We start from the raw sequence: 13,926 nt of genomic DNA on the forward strand, positions 1-13,926 counted from the left end.
ACCCTCCGGCGCCGGGGCAACCGCCGAAGGAGCCCGGCGTGATCGCAAGGGCTGGCCGTGTTGGCCTTGCGGCGTGACGATGTCCCTGACTGTCGAGAGGTCCCATGAACACCTGCGATTGCTGCGGCAACACCTATGACAAGGCCTTCCAGATCATGGTGGGCGGCACGACCTACACATTCGACTGCTTCGAGTGCGCGATTCACAAGCTCGCGCCCGTGTGCGCCCACTGCGCCTGCCGGATCGTGGGCCACGGCATCGAGGCCGGCGGGGCGTTCTACTGCTGTGCGCACTGCTCCAAGCAGAAGGGCGTCCAGGGCGCGATCGATCGCGTGGCGTGATCCGGCGACCGCCGAGCCCGCGCGGGCGAGGCGGCGCGCTCACGTCGCGGGTTGCCGGCGCGGCAGCGCGAGCACGGCCTCGGTCGGCGTCACGTCCGCGAGGCGGTCGGCCAGCGCCGCGAGCGACGCCTACGGCCTGCGCAGCGCCGTCGGCGCGCCCTGCGCCGGGGGAAGCGCCACGAGCTGATCTGCGGCGAGCGCGGTGATCAGGATGAAGAGCAGTAGAGCGGCGCCGGTGTGGCCGCGAGCCTGCGTGAGCATGGATCCCTCCTTCACGGCGAGGCGGTCGCCTCGCTTCCCATCGCGGGGCGTTCGCCTCGCTCTCCAGGAAGCTAGCTCTGGACGGCGCGCGTGATAATCCTGGTCCGCCGACGAAGATTGCGTCGCGGAAGGAACGAATGACATGGATCCAGCGAGCGGGCACCTGGGCGAGATGAGGGCGTTCATGGAGGTAGCGCGGCGGCAGAGCTTCTCGGCGGCGGCGAAGGCGCTCGGGCTCACGTCGTCGTCGGTCAGCAAGCAGGTCGCGCGGCTCGAGGAGCGCCTCCGCGCGAAGCTCCTGAAGCGCACCACGCGCCGCGTGAGCCTCACCGAGGCGGGGCACCTCTACGCCGAGCGCGCCGACCGGATCCTGTCGGACGTCGAGGAGGCGGAGCGGGCGGTCGCGGAGCTCGACGGGACGCCGCGCGGGGCGCTGCGCATCTCGGCGCCCACGGTCCTCGGCACGATCCGCGTCGCCCCGGCGGTGCTGGCCTGCCGCGCGCGCTACCCGGAGCTCCGCATCGATCTCGACCTCACCGACCGCCTCGTCGATCTGGTGGCCGAGCGCGTCGACGTGGCGGTGCGCCTGGCGGACGCGATCTCCCCTGCCTCGCTCGTCGCGCGGCGGCTCGCGGGCGACCTGCGCGTGCTCTGCGCGAGCCCGCGGTACCTGCGCCGCCACGGGACGCCGCGCCGCCTCGAGGACCTGGCCGACCACGACTGCATCACGCTCAACATGGAGCCTGTCGCCCGGTGGACGCTCGTGGGCCCCGAGGGGGAGCGCGTCATCCCGGTGAGCGGCACGTTCCGCTCCAGCGACACGATGACGCTGCGCGACGCCGCGGTCGCCGGCCTCGGCCTGGCCAACCTCCCGGACTACGTCGTTCAGGAGCACCTGGAGAGCGGCGCGCTGCGGCGCGTGCTGCCGGCCTACGGCGCGTCGAGGCGCGCGAGCTTCGCGGTCTACGCGGCGCCCGCGCGCGCCGCGGTGCGCGTGTTCGTCGAGGAGCTGGCCAGGGTGATGAAGGCGCCCGGGGCGGCGGGGGCGGCGCGATCGGACGACGAGGAGAGCTCGAATCGTCAGGGACGCCAGGAAGAGAAGACTCCTGATCTCAGGACCGCGAAGGCGCCAAGGACGCGATAGCCCTCACCCCCGCCCGGGCGCCGCCTGCAGCGCGGCGGGCGCCGCGCGCTCCTTGGTCATCTGGCGAATGCAGTGCTGGAGCGCCGCGCGGAGGTTCGACAGGGTCGTTATGTTGGCCAGATCGATCCCGAGGCTCACGATGGTCTGAGCGACGTTCGACCGGATGCCCGTGACGATGCCCTCGGCGCCGAGGAGCCGGATCGCGCGGACGAGGTCGAGGAGGTAGCTCGCCGTCTTCGTGTCCACCATCTCGACGCCGGTGAGGTCGAGGATGGCGTAGCGGGCGCCCGTGCGGACGATCGTGTCGAGCAGCGTATCCATCACCTCCGCGGTCCGCTGGCTGTCGACCACCCCGATCATCGGCAACGTCAGCACGCCGTCCCAGACCTGGATGATGGGAGTCGACAGGTCGCGGATCACCTGCTGTTGCCGCTCGATGACGTCCAGCTTGGTCCGGAGCTCCTGCTCGGTCCGCTTGGTGTCGCTGATATCGAGGGTGAAGCCGACGACCGCGTAGACCTTCCCCTGCTCGTCGCGGATCGGGATCTCCCAGTTCTCCCAGAACACCCCGTGCGACTCGGACAGCGAGTGAGACGACTCGCCCTCGAGCGCCCGCCGCAGCTCGTTGTTGCCGTCGCTCTCCGCGTAGAGCTCGAACACGTTCTTGCCGATGTGCGCGCCTTCCTCGATCCCCGCGCTCACGACCCCCTTGCCCTCGTGGAACGTGAAGATCCCTTCGCGATCGATCGCCCAGACGACGATCGGCAGCGTCTGCGTGATGGTCCGCAGGACCACCTGCTTCTGCTGGTAGCGGCGGAGCTGCTCCATGCGCGCCGTCACGTCCTGCCCGAACACCCCGACGCCGATGACCTTCCCCTGCTCGTCGAGGAGGCGCTCGTGGAGCCACTCGAAGCACACCTCGCCACCATCCTTCCTCGCATGGGCCCACACCCGGGGTGTCGGGTCGTCCTCCGCGAGGAGCCGCCGCCACGCATCGGGGTCGCCTGAGACCGGCAGCAGCTCGTCCACGCGGCGGCCGATCGCCTCGCGCGACGCGTGACCGAGCAGGCGCTCCGCCGCGTCGTTCCAGTCCTGAATGGTGAGATCGCCGCCAACCTCGACGATCGCGAGCGGCGCCCGCTGAAAGAGGCGCGCGCGCCTGCCAGCGCGCGGTTCTGCCTCGCTCCCCCCCTGCGGGGTACTGGACACGTTCATGATTGCAAAATTTAACCCGAGCGTTCCCCGGCCGTCGAGAGGCTCGCTCCCGCGCGCCGCCGCCAGCGCCCTCGCTCTCCGGCCGCGCCGGTCGCGCTCTCCGGCCGCGCGGATCCCTTGCTGCTGCAGCAACACCCACCGCGCAGCGCCTGCTGCGCCAGCAGCAGCCCGTCGTCTGCTATAGCGGATTTACGTCTTGTCAGCCGGCGCGCGGTTGGTACGGCGCGTGCTCTACGTCCCGCACCAGCACCATCCCCCGGTGCTCCACACCTCGAGCGTGCTCGGAGGAGAGCGCCCCCGCGGCCACGCGTGGTCGAGCTCATCAGAGGGCAACGGCGCGCCAGGTTGCGGGATTGCGGTCGTTTTATGCAGGATGGCCTTGACTTCGCGAACGCCTCTGGACCTCTCGGTCCCGTCCCGCTCAGCCATCGACACCTCTCCGAGATCGCCTGGCGGGGCCTGGCGGCGCTGCTCGCCGCCGCCGCTCTGATGATCGGTTGCTCCAAAGCCTCCTCCGCGCCTCTGGGCGGCGGCGACGCCGAGGGGTACGAGAAGCTCGAGCTCCGCTACGAGGGAGGGTCCAGCTGAGCGAGCTGTACACGAACGAGTTCAACCCGTTTTGGAAGGGCGGTCCGTGAAAGGGTCGGGCCCTCGTCGAGGATGGGCAGCAGGAGTAGCCATGAGCAACAAGATCCAGTTCCAAAACGTGAGCAAGACGTTCGCCATCAAGGGGCCGGCGGGGGCGAAGGAGGACGCGCGGTTCACGGCCATCGAGAACCTCTGCCTCGACGTGAGGGCGAGCGAGCTGATGGTCCTCGTCGGGCCGAGCGGTTGCGGCAAGTCGACGCTCATCGATCTGCTCGGCGGGCTGTCGAAGCCGTCGACAGGGCGGCTCCTGCTCGACGGCAAGCCGATCACCGGACCTGCCCTCGACCGGGGGATCGTGTTCCAGCAATACGCGCTGTTCCCGTGGCGGACGGCGCGCGAGAACGTCGAGTTCGGGCTGGAGGCCAAGGGCGTCCCGGAGAGCCAGCGCAAGGAGATCGCCCAGAGCTACCTCGAGCTGGTCAGCCTCTCCGGCTTCGAGGACCGGTATCCGCACGAGCTGTCGGGCGGCATGAAGCAGCGCGTCGCCATCGCCAGGAGCCTCGCCTACGACCCGGAGGTGCTGATGATGGACGAGCCGTTCGCGGCGCTCGACGCGCAGACGCGCGAGTCGCTGCAGGACGAGCTGCTCCGGATCTGGGAGAAGTCGCGCAAGACGATCCTCTTCATCACGCACAGCATCGACGAGGCGGTGTACCTCGGGCAGCGGGTCGCGATCATGACGTCCCGGCCGGGCCGCGTGAAGCACGTCATCGAGATCCCGCCGGAGATCCGGGGCGACGAGGACCCGCGGTCGACGCCGGAGTTCGGCAGGCTGCGGCACGAGATCTGGTCGCTCCTGCGCGAGGAGGTGCTCAAGGCGGAGGAGCTGGAGCGGAGCAAGAAGCAGAGGCGCGCGGCGGAGAGCCGCCCCGTGGCAGGCGTGGTGGCGGTCAATGGCTAGCATCGAGCACTCGATCGAGCTGCACGAGGAGGCGCAGCAGCCGCAGCTCCTCGGCGAGGTGGGCCGGTGGCTCGGCCGCGCCGCCGCGCGCTCCGGGATCCTGCTCCTCGTGGCCGCGCTCTGGGAGACGGCGCCGCGGGTGGGTCTCGTCGAGGCGGCGTTCCTGCCGCCGCTCTCCGAGGTGCTCGCGACCGGGTGGCAGCTGCTCCAGAACGGGCAGCTCCTGAGCCACATCAAGGCGAGCCTCTCCCGCTCGCTGCTCGGCTTCTCGCTGGCGATCCTGGTGGGCGTGCCGCTCGGGCTCGCGATCGGCTGGTACAAGGGCGTGGCGGACGCCATCAACCCGCTGCTCGAGGTGCTGCGCAACACCGCGGCGCTCGCGCTCTTGCCCGTGTTCCTCCTGCTGCTCGGGATCGGGGAGGCCTCGAAGATCGCGCTCGTGATCTACTCGTGCACCTGGCCGATCCTGCTCAACACGATCAGCGGGGTGCGCGGGGTCGATCCGCTGCTCATCAAGTCGGCGCGGACGATGGGGCTGTCGCCGCTCCAGCTGTTCCGCAAGGTCATCCTCCCGGCGGCCGTCCCGACGATCTTCGTGGGCATCCGCCTCGCGGGCGCGTACTCGCTGCTCGTCCTCGTCGCGGCGGAGATGATCGGCGCCAAGGCGGGGCTCGGATACCTCATCATCTACGCGCAATACAACTTCCAGATCCCGAGCATGTATGTCGGGATTCTCACGATCACGACGCTCGGGCTGACGTTCAATCACCTGCTCATGCGCGTCGAGCGGCGCTTCACCTCGTGGAAGGTCGCTCCGAAGGAGTGACGTGACCCCACGGCGCGCGCGACGCGCTTTGTACGTCGCGCGCCCACCGTTCATCGACAGAGGGAGAGGACCACGTGAATCGAATCATCCTGGGTCGGACCGGCCTCACGGTCAGCGTGCTCGGCCTGGGCGCGGGCGGCGACAGCCGGCTCGGCTCCGGGCGCATCGCCGAGGCCGAGTCGCTCCGGCTCGTCCGTGCGGCCATCGAGAGCGGCGTGAACTTCTTCGACACGGCGGAGGCGTACGGCACCGAGGGGCTCCTCGGGAAGGCGCTCCGCGAGGTGCCGCGCGACAGCGTGGTGCTCTCGACGAAGAAGACGACGCGCCTCGAGGCGCCCCTCCGGGCCGAGGACGTCGTGACGTCGCTGCACGCGAGCCTGGAGCGGCTCGGCACCGACCACGTCGACGTCTATCACCTGCACGGCGTGCTCCCGGACCACTACGCCGATCTGCGCGAGCGGATCGTCCCCGTCCTCCTGCGGCTGCGGGAGCAGGGCAAGATCCGCTTCCTCGGCATCACGGAGGCGTTCGCCGCCGATCCGACGCACGCCATGCTCGAGCGGGCGCTCCGCGACGACCTCTGGGACGTCGTGATGGTCGGGTTCAACCTCCTGAACCAGTCGGCGCGGGCGAGGGTGTTCCCGCTGACGCAGGCGCAGAACATCGGCACGCTGATCATGTTCGCGGTCCGGCGCGCGCTGAGCCGCCCCGACCGGCTGAGGGAGCTGCTCGGCGATCTGGCGGCGCGGGGCAAGGTGTCGCGCGAGCTCGCCGAAGGCGGGCTGGACGCGCTCCTCGAGGGCGAGGACGTCGCGTCGCTCCCGGACGCGGCATACCGCTTCTGCCGGGACGAGCCAGGCGCCCACGTGATCCTGTCGGGGACGAGCAGCGTCGCGCACCTGCTCGAGAACGTGCGATCGATCGAGGCGCCCCCGCTGTCGCCGCGGGCCCGCGAGCGCCTCGTCGAGGCGTTCGCGCAGGTCGACGACGTCTCGGGTCACTGAGGGGCGCTCGCCGGCCGGAGCGCGGCGAGCGGGCCAGCCACGCCGGCGCCCGGCGAGCGGGTCACGCGACCGGAGGGGCGACGCCGGGCGACGCGAGGGGCGACGCGGCGTCGGGCCCGAGGAAGCGGGCGATGCGCGCGCCGAGCCGCGCGCGGAAGGCGTCGTCGGTGGGGGGCGAGTGGCGGCACCCCTCGAGCAGCTCGGTCTCGGCGCGGGGCATCAGCGCCTTCGCGCGCGCGATCAGCTTCGCGCCGGGGAACTGGACGTCCTCGTCGGCGCCGAACACGAGCGCCGGGCGCGTGAAGCCGGCGAGGGTCTCGGGCGTCGCGAGCGGCGGCAGCCGGAAGTCGAGCCGGTAGCTCCGCAGCGCATCGCCGATGTACGGGATCCACACGTCGTCGTGGGTGGAGAACATCCCGGCGGCGACGCGGGCGAGGCGCTTCTCGGACGGGAAGGCGCGGTAGAGCGCCATCGGGATCCCCACGCGCACCATGCCTTGCCAGACCGAGCCCATCACGAGCCCGCCCGGCACGATCAGGACGAGCCGATCGATCCGTGCGGGCGCGAACTGGGCCGTGCGCAGGGCCACGAGGCCTCCCCAGCTCACGCCGAGCAGGTGCGCGCGCTCGAGCCCGAGCGCGTCGAGGACGTCGGTGAGCCACTCGGCGTAGGACGGGCCGTCGGGCCGCAGGCGGACGTCGGCGCTCTTGACCGACTGGCCGATCACGTCGACCGCGTGGACGCGGAAGCGCTGGGCGAGCGCGCCGAGCTCGCCCATCAGGTGCGCCGAGCTCGCGAGCGCGCCGTGCAGGCAGACGAGCGGCGGCGCGTGCTCGGGCCCGGCGACGAGGAGGTGCGTCGCGCCGAAGCGCGTCGCCACCTCGCGCGACTCGGTCGGGAACGTGAGCCTGTCGCGGAACCTCTCGTACCACGCCGCGATGCGCGCGCGCGCCTCGGGGCTCTCGAACATGATCGATGACGTCATCGGGACCTCCCGGGGTGATCTGCGGGGCGAAGGCCGCACAGGTGCTGAGCGACGAGCCGATCGAGCAGGGCGACGGGCGCCGGGTGCGCGCCCTGGACCCACGCGATCAGCGCGAAGTAGTAGAAGGAGAAGAACGCGACCCCGAAGAGCGCGGCGTCGGCGCCTTCGGCCACCTCCCCCCGCGCGCGCGCGGCCTCGAACAGCGCGGCGACGCGGCCGTGCGCGACGGCGACCTGCTCGGCGAAGCGCGCCTGCCAGGGCGGGTCGGCGAACAGCGACTCGCGCAGCAGCGTCTTCGACAGCGCCGGCCTGCGGGCGTAGTACCCGAAGAAGGCGGCCGCGAGCCGGTGGAGCCGCTCCTCGAGCGTCCCTGGCTCCTCGTCGCGGACGGCCTCGGCCGCCGTGGCGGCGAGGTCGTCGAACAGCGCGGCGTGGAGCAGGGCGCGCTTGTCCTCGAAGTGGAGCAGCACCGTGCCCGCCGCCACGCCCGCGTCCGCGGCGATGGCGCGGACGCTCGCCGCCTCGAACCCGTGGCGCTCGAAGTGGTCGCGCGCCGTCTCGAGGATCCGGGCGCGCGTCGCGTCCTTCTGCGCGTCGCGCCGGCCGGGTTTCTGAGTGAACGCGTTCACTGAACGTGTTCATGCCACGGGCGGCGGCGGCGCGCAAGGGACGGCGAAGCAAGCCGACGAGGATGTCGAGCCCGTCCCCGCTGACGGATCGCGACCGGCATCACCGGAGGTCACCTTGCGGCGCCCATCCCGGTGCCATCATCGTTGCTCCGATGCGCGCCGCCGTCCTGAGAGCCGCGAAGAGCCCGCTCGTCCTGGAGGATCGGCCCGACCCGCGGCCGGGCCCCGGCGAGGTGCTGCTGCGCGTGCGCGCCTGCGCCGTGTGCCGCACCGATCTGCACGTGGTCGACGGCGAGCTGCCGGACGCCCGGCTGCCGCTCGTGCCGGGGCACCAGATCGTCGGCGAGGTCCTCGACGAGGTGCCCGCGCCCGGCGCGGGGCCGCGGTTCGCGCCGGGCGCGCGCGTGGGCGTGCCCTGGCTCGGGTGGACCTGCGGCGCGTGCGCGCACTGCCGCGCGGGGCGGGAGAACCTCTGCGACAGGGCGCGGTTCACCGGGTACCAGATCGACGGCGGGTACGCGGAGCTCACGGTCGCGGACGCGCGCTTCTGCTTCCCTGTCCCGGCGGGCTTCCCGGATCTCTCGGCCGCGCCGCTGCTCTGCGCCGGGCTCATCGGGTACCGGACGCTGCGCATGGCGGGCGACGCGGAGCGGATCGGGATCTACGGGTTCGGCGCCGCCGCGCACATCGTGGCGCAGGTGGCCCGCTTCGAGGGGCGGCGCATCTTCGGGTTCGTCCGGCCGGGCGACGAGGCGGCGCGGGCGTTCGCGCTGTCGATGGGGGCCGAGTGGGCGGGCGCTTCCTCGGACGCGCCGCCCGAGGAGCTCGACGCGGCGCTGATCTTCGCCCCGGCCGGCGAGCTCGTGCCGGCCGCGCTGCGCGCCGTGCGCAAGGGCGGCGCCGTCGTCTGCGGGGGAATCCACATGAGCGATATCCCCTCGTTCCCCTATTCGCTCCTGTGGGGCGAGCGGGCGCTGCGCTCGGTGGCGAACCTGACGCGCAGGGATGGAGAGGAGTTCCTCGCGCTCGCGCCGAGGGTGCCAGTCCGGACCGAGGTGAACGTCTACCCGCTGGAGGCGGCCAACGAGGCGCTCGACGACCTGCGGCACGGCCGTTTCTCCGGGGCGGCGGTGCTCGTGCCGGGGTGTGCTGGGCGCCCTCCGCCGTCGCGCTCCGGGGGAGTACCCCTATGAAGAGGATTTCAATACGCGTTTTTGCGCAGCGGTACCATCGAGGTGCCTGGCCCCGGCACCTACACGTCAAGATGAACGCAGCGTGAGCCAGCTCGCCGGCACCGGCACGCTCGTGTCAGCCGGTTTTTGCCAGAGCAGCGCCTCGAGCCCGACCAGCCATCCTTGGAACCGGTGACCGGTTTCGAACGCCCGACGCAACGAGTGACTCGTGACGGGGTTCTCACGTCGAGCCCGTTCGGAGACTTACCGATATGCTGGAATACTCTGGTTTCAATCAAGCCTTGCGAAGGAAACTCCGTGGATTGCGACCGCCCGCGGCCGCGCTCGCGCTCCTTGCTCTAGCCTGTGGCTCCACTCTAGCCTGCGGCTCCGACGGACCGGAGAGCACGGGCTCGCCCGCCGGCGGCACGGGCGCGACCGCCGGCGGCACGGGCGCGACCGCCGGTGGCACGGGCGCGACCGGGAGCGGCGGGACGAACACCGGCGGTGATTCGGGCTCCGGAGCAGGAGGAGGCACGGCAGGAACCGGCGGTACCTCGGCGAGCGGAGGCGCTTCCGGATCGGGAGGCGGTTCCGGCGGTCTGGGCGGCGCGACCATCTTCAACGATACCTTCTGGAAAGACACGTCCGGCACTCCCATCTACTCGCAGGGTGGAGGCGTGCTTCAGGTCGGCGACACGTATTACTGGTACGGGGTGCAGTACCGTGGTGCGCGCTCGTACGTCGATGATCCGGTCAAGAACGGCGACACGACATTCGAGGGGATCACCACCTACTCCTCGAAGGATCTCGTGAACTGGAAGCACGAAGCTACGGACAAACCCGCCGGCGTGGGGGGTTGGTTCGGGCGGCTGGGTGTCGCGTACAACGAGAACACGCGCAAGTACGTCTTGGTCGCCCAGGCATGGGTCGGTGGTGATGCCAGTTCGGTGTATTTCGCGACCAGCGACTCCCCGGCGGGTGGCTTCGTCTACGAGCACGTTCAGGCGAACCCGCCCGGGATCGCCAACGGTGGAACCGGCGACCAAACCATTTTTCAGGACGACGACGGCCAGGCCTACATGGTCAGCTCGAGCCAAGAAGGTCGATCGAACCGCTACGTCTCGCCGCTACGAGCGTCCGACTTCCTGCAAGTGGAGCAAGCCATTCCTGTCTACAGGGGCGGCGGCCGCGAGGGGAATTGCATGTTCAAGCACGAGGGAACTTACTACTTCTGCTCCTCGGATTTGCACGGCTGGAACACGTCGGCAACGTATTGTGTGTCTGCCACGAACATTCGCGGGCCATGGAGCGAAGAGTTCGTCATGAAGAACACCGAGCTGGACTACAGCCATGTGACACAAACCGGCTTCTTCATCCACGTTCACGGCACGGAGCAGACCACGATCATCTACGCGGGAGATCGCTGGGCGGATTTTGCTGGCAATGGGATTGGCTTCAACCAGTGGGTGCCGCTCAGCTTCCGGGGAGGAGAGCCGTACTTTCACTCGCTCAGCGCGTGGACGCTGAATGCGACGACGGGGCGCTGGGCCGTCGCGCCCGAAAATAACTGGGCTCTCAATCCAACGTTCGAGGCGGATCGGATCACGGTCTCGACGCCCGTTGGCTGGTCCGCCAGCAACGGCTCGAACTCCCAGGACGGACACACGGGCAGATGGTCCTGGCAGCTGAACGGTACGGCGAGCTTGAGCCAGAGCGTCGCGGACCTGCCGAACGGCACCTATACGCTCGAGGTTTGGGCCAAGAGCGATGGTGCGGGAGCGGAGCTCTACATCCAGAACTACGGCGGCCCCGACAAGATCGCTCCGATTCCCGAGAGCACGAGCTGGAGCCGAGTGACGATCGGCGACATCGCCGTCAGCGACGGCCGCGCCGAACTCGGCGTGACGAGCGGCGGACAGACCGTGAAGGTGGACGACTTCACCTTGATCGCGGCCAGCGACTGAGTGACTTTTCTCCGTGGGTCGACACCAAGCCAACGGCGCCGCCTTGCCGGTCGCCTCCCAGGTGGCGCGCAGCTTGGCGCCGCGGTCGTTCTTGCCCGCGTTCGTCTGCTCGCGGATCCCGACGTAGCGCTTGGTGGTGGGCTGGTAGACGAGCCGCACGAAGACCTTTCCCGCGCCGTCGGTGAAGGCCGAGGGCAGCGTGAACGCGTACGAGACCTCGTCGTCATCGCGATAGCCGCCCGCGCCGTCGTCGGGGATCAGATAGTCCAACCGCCTGCTGGCCCCGTACCCCCGCGGCGGGGGGCGCGTTGGCCCGGCGAGGCGGGGTGGCGGCACCGAGCCGCATTCCGCTGTCACTGCAAATGGTCGCAAGTTTCTGAACCAAAGTCGGCTCGCGACGGAGCACCCGCTCGATCTCCTCTTGCACGACGCCGACTCGCGCGTTAGATACTGAACCACATGGTTCAGTATTCGAGTGCCCGCCTCGACGCTTCCTTCGCCGCGCTTTCCGACGCGACCCGGCGCGGCGTGCTGGAGCAGCTCGGACGAGCCGACGCTTCGATCACGGACCTCGCCGAGGAGTTTCACATGACCCTCACGGGCATGAAGAAGCACGTCGGCGTCCTCGAGCGGGCCGGGCTCGTCACCACCGAGAAGGTCGGCCGCGTGCGTACCTGCAAGCTCGGCCCGCGCCGGCTCGACGAAGAGACGGCGTGGATCGAGAGGTACCGCCAGCTCTGGGCCGCACGCTTCGACGAGCTGGACAAGGTCATCGAGGAGCTGAAACGAAAGGAGAACGTCGATGGACGCAAGTAAAGAGAGTGAGCCCAAATTGACGAGTAATCACACGACGGTGGAACCGAAGTCCGATCGCGAGATCGTCGTCACACGGACCTTCGATGCCCCGGCGCGCATCGTCTTCCAGGCGTGGACCACGCCGGAGCTGTTCAGGCGGTGGTGGATACCGAAGTCGATGCCCGTGCCTCTACTTTCCTACGAAGCGGACATTCGCACCGGCGGCAGCTACCGCCTGGTCTTTGGTCACGACGCCGCGCAGCCGATGGCGTTCTTCGGCACGTACCTCGAAGTGACACCGCATTCGCGCATCGTGTGGACGAACGACGAAGCGGGCGACGATGGCGCCGTCACGACCGTGACCCTCGAGGAAAAAGGCGGCAAGACGCTGCAGGTGCTGCACGAGCTCTATCGATCGAAGCAAGCGCGCGACGCCGCCCTGGCCTCGGGCGCGTACAGCGGGATGGGCGAGACGTTCGAGCAGCTCGATGAGCTTCTCGTCACGCTTGGTACGACGGCGCGATCGTCCTGAAGCCTGCCGCAACGCTGCCTCGGTGCGTATTCCGACGGACGAGACGGCTCGTTCCGGAGCGACGCGACGGCCCAGTCCGGCGTGACGTGGACCTTGCGGCCTGCCACACTCGAGCTCACGCGCGTGCCGTCTGCGTCCGCACGGGCATCGCCGGGGACGACGGCGGCGCGCCACCGCGAATCTGGCGCGAGCCCCCCCGCGAAACGCAGTAGCGGAAATCTCGGCGGGGGCAGCGCACGCGCTGCGCGACCAAGGTCATGCAGCAACGAAACTCATCAGCCGGTACCGAATGATGCCCCACTTGGCTATCGCTTCTTGCACGCGGGTCATTGCTCTTCCCGCCTCGTTGTTCGCCATACGCGCCATGAAGCGATAGGTTGGAACCGTGTTCGGCGTGACGTCCTCATCCAAAATCTGATGGAAACCAGACCTCTGTGCCAGCAAGCGGTAAGCCCAGGGGGTGAACATCAGCGGGTTCAGGGCGCCATAGAAATGCTTCTTGTTCACCAGATTGGCGACGTGCAGAGGAATGGTGAAGGGAAGCATGCGCGTGAGCGAAACGAAGTCGGAGACGGCGAGCTTTCCGCCGGGCTTCAAGACGCGCCGCGCTTCTTGAAAGAACCTGCGCCTGCTCGAAAAGTGGAAGATGCACTCCACGGCAAGCACCGCGTCGAACGACGCGTCGGGGAAGGGCAAGCGACACGCGTCACCTTCGACGAACTCGATCTTGTTTCCGGGCCTCGGCCGGACGAGCTCTCGCGCACGGGCGAGTTGCCGGCCATCGATATTGAGCCCCACGAGTTCGACGTTGTTGAAACGCTCGCTGATGCTGGCGATCGTGCCGCCGAACCCGCAACCCACGTCGAGGACACGCGCGCCGTCCGCAACCCCTGCGATGGCGGACATGCGTTGGGACATGGCTTCCGCGGCAGCGAGCATCTCCGGTGTCGAAGGGTCAGCGAGATCAGGCGAGGAGAAGTAACCCCAGTGAACATGGCGTGTGCCGAACGCCTGCACTGCTTCCGAATCGGGCTCCTGCTGGACAGCGCTCAGGATCCTGTCGAAATAAGGCAGATTTACGGAATCCATTTTTCTCCCTCTGCCGTTCTGAAAGCAGGACGCCGTGTCCCACGGAAGAGCAGGGACGTATTGTACAGCACAGGAACGGAATAAATCAAGTTGGTGCGCTGGTTCGATCGGCCGCGCCACACCTCCTCGCGCTGCGATCCGGCTTCTTCTTCCTACGCGCACCCCGAACGGGTGACGAAAATCGGCCGCAACCCGATCGAATTGTCCTACCTCGACGCCATCGGCTCGTGACAGCCGCCGGTTTCAGAAAAATTGACGCCGGAGCCTGTTCACAGCCTCCGGCTTCAGAAAAAACTGACCCGGAGCCTGTCCACAGCCTCCCGGGTCAGAAAAAACGCTGGCGGCCGGATCCGGCCACTGGGGGGACTGGCTGGATCTGGGTCCTACCCCTCCGGCGTGTCGGACGGGTCGGGCTTC

Annotated in this window: 16 protein-coding genes; 11 read left to right on the plus strand and 5 right to left on the minus strand. The window is 69.2% G+C overall.

All coding sequences use genetic code 11. From position 1 onward, the window contains the following. Positions 1-104 precede the first annotated feature (104 nt). On the plus strand, positions 105-341 hold the full coding sequence (locus tag WME85_RS29550) for a hypothetical protein (RefSeq protein WP_436623200.1): 237 nt from the start codon (positions 105-107) through the stop codon (positions 339-341). A gap of 129 nt (positions 342-470) precedes the next feature. Here the strand turns inward: WME85_RS29550 and WME85_RS29555 are convergent, their stop codons facing one another. Next, positions 471-602, minus strand: coding sequence for a hypothetical protein (locus tag WME85_RS29555; RefSeq protein ID WP_437826003.1), 132 nt, complete (start codon positions 600-602; stop codon positions 471-473). A 142-nt stretch (positions 603-744) separates the two neighbouring features. On the opposite strand from WME85_RS29555, the gene WME85_RS29560 reads away from it, so the two are divergent. After that, a complete protein-coding gene (locus WME85_RS29560) occupies positions 745-1,746 on the plus strand; it encodes a LysR substrate-binding domain-containing protein (RefSeq protein WP_437826005.1) in 1,002 nt (333 codons plus the stop codon). A gap of 3 nt (positions 1,747-1,749) precedes the next feature. Here WME85_RS29560 and WME85_RS29565 read toward each other — a convergent pair whose 3' ends face one another. After that, positions 1,750-2,961 carry a PAS domain-containing protein gene (locus tag WME85_RS29565; protein WP_437826006.1) on the minus strand — a complete coding sequence of 404 codons (1,212 nt, stop codon included), beginning with the start codon at positions 2,959-2,961 and terminating at the stop codon, positions 1,750-1,752. A 366-nt stretch (positions 2,962-3,327) separates the two neighbouring features. Here WME85_RS29565 and WME85_RS29570 point away from each other — a divergent pair, with 366 nt between their 5' ends. The 4 genes from WME85_RS29570 (at position 3,328) to WME85_RS29585 (ending at position 6,340) form a co-directional block, all read left to right on the plus strand. Continuing rightward, positions 3,328-3,549: a hypothetical protein gene (locus tag WME85_RS29570; RefSeq protein ID WP_437826008.1), complete on the plus strand. Its 222-nt coding sequence runs from the start codon at positions 3,328-3,330 to the stop codon at positions 3,547-3,549. A 91-nt stretch (positions 3,550-3,640) separates the two neighbouring features. Next, positions 3,641-4,510, plus strand: a complete 870-nt coding sequence (locus tag WME85_RS29575) for an ABC transporter ATP-binding protein (RefSeq protein WP_437826010.1) — start codon at positions 3,641-3,643, stop codon at positions 4,508-4,510. Beyond that, positions 4,503-5,336, plus strand: a complete 834-nt coding sequence (locus WME85_RS29580) for an ABC transporter permease (protein WP_437826011.1) — start codon at positions 4,503-4,505, stop codon at positions 5,334-5,336. Before WME85_RS29575 ends, WME85_RS29580 begins: the two co-directional genes overlap by 8 nt. Positions 5,337-5,410: 74 nt before the next feature. Next, positions 5,411-6,340, plus strand: a complete 930-nt coding sequence (locus WME85_RS29585) for an aldo/keto reductase (RefSeq protein WP_437826013.1) — start codon at positions 5,411-5,413, stop codon at positions 6,338-6,340. A 61-nt stretch (positions 6,341-6,401) separates the two neighbouring features. On the opposite strand, the gene WME85_RS29590 is transcribed toward WME85_RS29585, so the two are convergent. After that, positions 6,402-7,325: an alpha/beta fold hydrolase gene (locus WME85_RS29590; RefSeq protein ID WP_437826015.1), complete on the minus strand. Its 924-nt coding sequence runs from the start codon at positions 7,323-7,325 to the stop codon at positions 6,402-6,404. Beyond that, positions 7,322-7,954 (minus strand): TetR/AcrR family transcriptional regulator, encoded by a 633-nt coding sequence (locus WME85_RS29595; RefSeq protein ID WP_437826017.1) that lies wholly within the window; start codon positions 7,952-7,954, stop codon positions 7,322-7,324. Before WME85_RS29595 ends, WME85_RS29590 begins: the two co-directional genes overlap by 4 nt. A 152-nt stretch (positions 7,955-8,106) precedes the next feature. Here WME85_RS29595 and WME85_RS29600 point away from each other — a divergent pair, with 152 nt between their 5' ends. The 4 genes from WME85_RS29600 (at position 8,107) to WME85_RS29615 (ending at position 12,420) form a co-directional block, all read left to right on the plus strand. Continuing rightward, positions 8,107-9,147 (plus strand): zinc-dependent alcohol dehydrogenase family protein, encoded by a 1,041-nt coding sequence (locus tag WME85_RS29600; RefSeq protein ID WP_437826019.1) that lies wholly within the window; start codon positions 8,107-8,109, stop codon positions 9,145-9,147. A 251-nt stretch (positions 9,148-9,398) separates the two neighbouring features. Continuing rightward, on the plus strand, positions 9,399-11,093 hold the full coding sequence (locus WME85_RS29605; protein WP_437826021.1) for a family 43 glycosylhydrolase: 1,695 nt from the start codon (positions 9,399-9,401) through the stop codon (positions 11,091-11,093). Positions 11,094-11,552: 459 nt separating this feature from the next. After that, a complete protein-coding gene (locus WME85_RS29610) occupies positions 11,553-11,909 on the plus strand; it encodes an ArsR/SmtB family transcription factor (RefSeq protein ID WP_437826024.1) in 357 nt (118 codons plus the stop codon). Further along, positions 11,896-12,420, plus strand: a complete 525-nt coding sequence (locus tag WME85_RS29615) for an SRPBCC family protein (RefSeq protein ID WP_437826026.1) — start codon at positions 11,896-11,898, stop codon at positions 12,418-12,420. The genes WME85_RS29610 and WME85_RS29615 overlap by 14 nt, the downstream gene beginning before the upstream one ends. Before the next feature lie 255 nt (positions 12,421-12,675). On the opposite strand, the gene WME85_RS29620 is transcribed toward WME85_RS29615, so the two are convergent. Continuing rightward, entirely contained in the window at positions 12,676-13,509 is an 834-nt protein-coding gene (locus WME85_RS29620) for a class I SAM-dependent methyltransferase (RefSeq protein ID WP_437826028.1), read from the minus strand. 93 nt (positions 13,510-13,602) lie between these two features. Between WME85_RS29620 and WME85_RS29625 the strand changes: the two genes are divergently transcribed. Continuing rightward, positions 13,603-13,740: a hypothetical protein gene (locus WME85_RS29625; protein ID WP_437826031.1), complete on the plus strand. Its 138-nt coding sequence runs from the start codon at positions 13,603-13,605 to the stop codon at positions 13,738-13,740. Positions 13,741-13,926 lie beyond the last annotated feature (186 nt).

The sequence above is a fragment of the Sorangium sp. So ce1153 genome (genome assembly GCF_051521595.1).
GTDB lineage: Bacteria > Myxococcota_A > Polyangia > Polyangiales > Polyangiaceae > Sorangium.

Excerpts from the sequence above, each read along its gene's own strand:
- WME85_RS29620 (WP_437826028.1), bottom strand. The coding sequence starts at position 13,509 with ATGGATTCCGTAAATCTGCCTTATTTCGACAGGATCCTGAGCGCTGTC.
- WME85_RS29580 (WP_437826011.1), top strand. The coding sequence starts at position 4,503 with ATGGCTAGCATCGAGCACTCGATCGAGCTGCACGAGGAGGCGCAGCAG.
- WME85_RS29555 (WP_437826003.1), bottom strand. The coding sequence starts at position 602 with ATGCTCACGCAGGCTCGCGGCCACACCGGCGCCGCTCTACTGCTCTTC.
- WME85_RS29590 (WP_437826015.1), bottom strand. The coding sequence starts at position 7,325 with ATGACGTCATCGATCATGTTCGAGAGCCCCGAGGCGCGCGCGCGCATC.
- WME85_RS29605 (WP_437826021.1), top strand. The coding sequence starts at position 9,399 with ATGCTGGAATACTCTGGTTTCAATCAAGCCTTGCGAAGGAAACTCCGT.
- WME85_RS29565 (WP_437826006.1), bottom strand. The coding sequence starts at position 2,961 with ATGAACGTGTCCAGTACCCCGCAGGGGGGGAGCGAGGCAGAACCGCGC.
- WME85_RS29600 (WP_437826019.1), top strand. The coding sequence starts at position 8,107 with ATGCGCGCCGCCGTCCTGAGAGCCGCGAAGAGCCCGCTCGTCCTGGAG.
- WME85_RS29610 (WP_437826024.1), top strand. The coding sequence starts at position 11,553 with ATGGTTCAGTATTCGAGTGCCCGCCTCGACGCTTCCTTCGCCGCGCTT.
- WME85_RS29615 (WP_437826026.1), top strand. The coding sequence starts at position 11,896 with ATGGACGCAAGTAAAGAGAGTGAGCCCAAATTGACGAGTAATCACACG.
- WME85_RS29550 (WP_436623200.1), top strand. The coding sequence starts at position 105 with ATGAACACCTGCGATTGCTGCGGCAACACCTATGACAAGGCCTTCCAG.
- WME85_RS29560 (WP_437826005.1), top strand. The coding sequence starts at position 745 with ATGGATCCAGCGAGCGGGCACCTGGGCGAGATGAGGGCGTTCATGGAG.
- WME85_RS29575 (WP_437826010.1), top strand. The coding sequence starts at position 3,641 with ATGAGCAACAAGATCCAGTTCCAAAACGTGAGCAAGACGTTCGCCATC.
- WME85_RS29570 (WP_437826008.1), top strand. The coding sequence starts at position 3,328 with ATGCAGGATGGCCTTGACTTCGCGAACGCCTCTGGACCTCTCGGTCCC.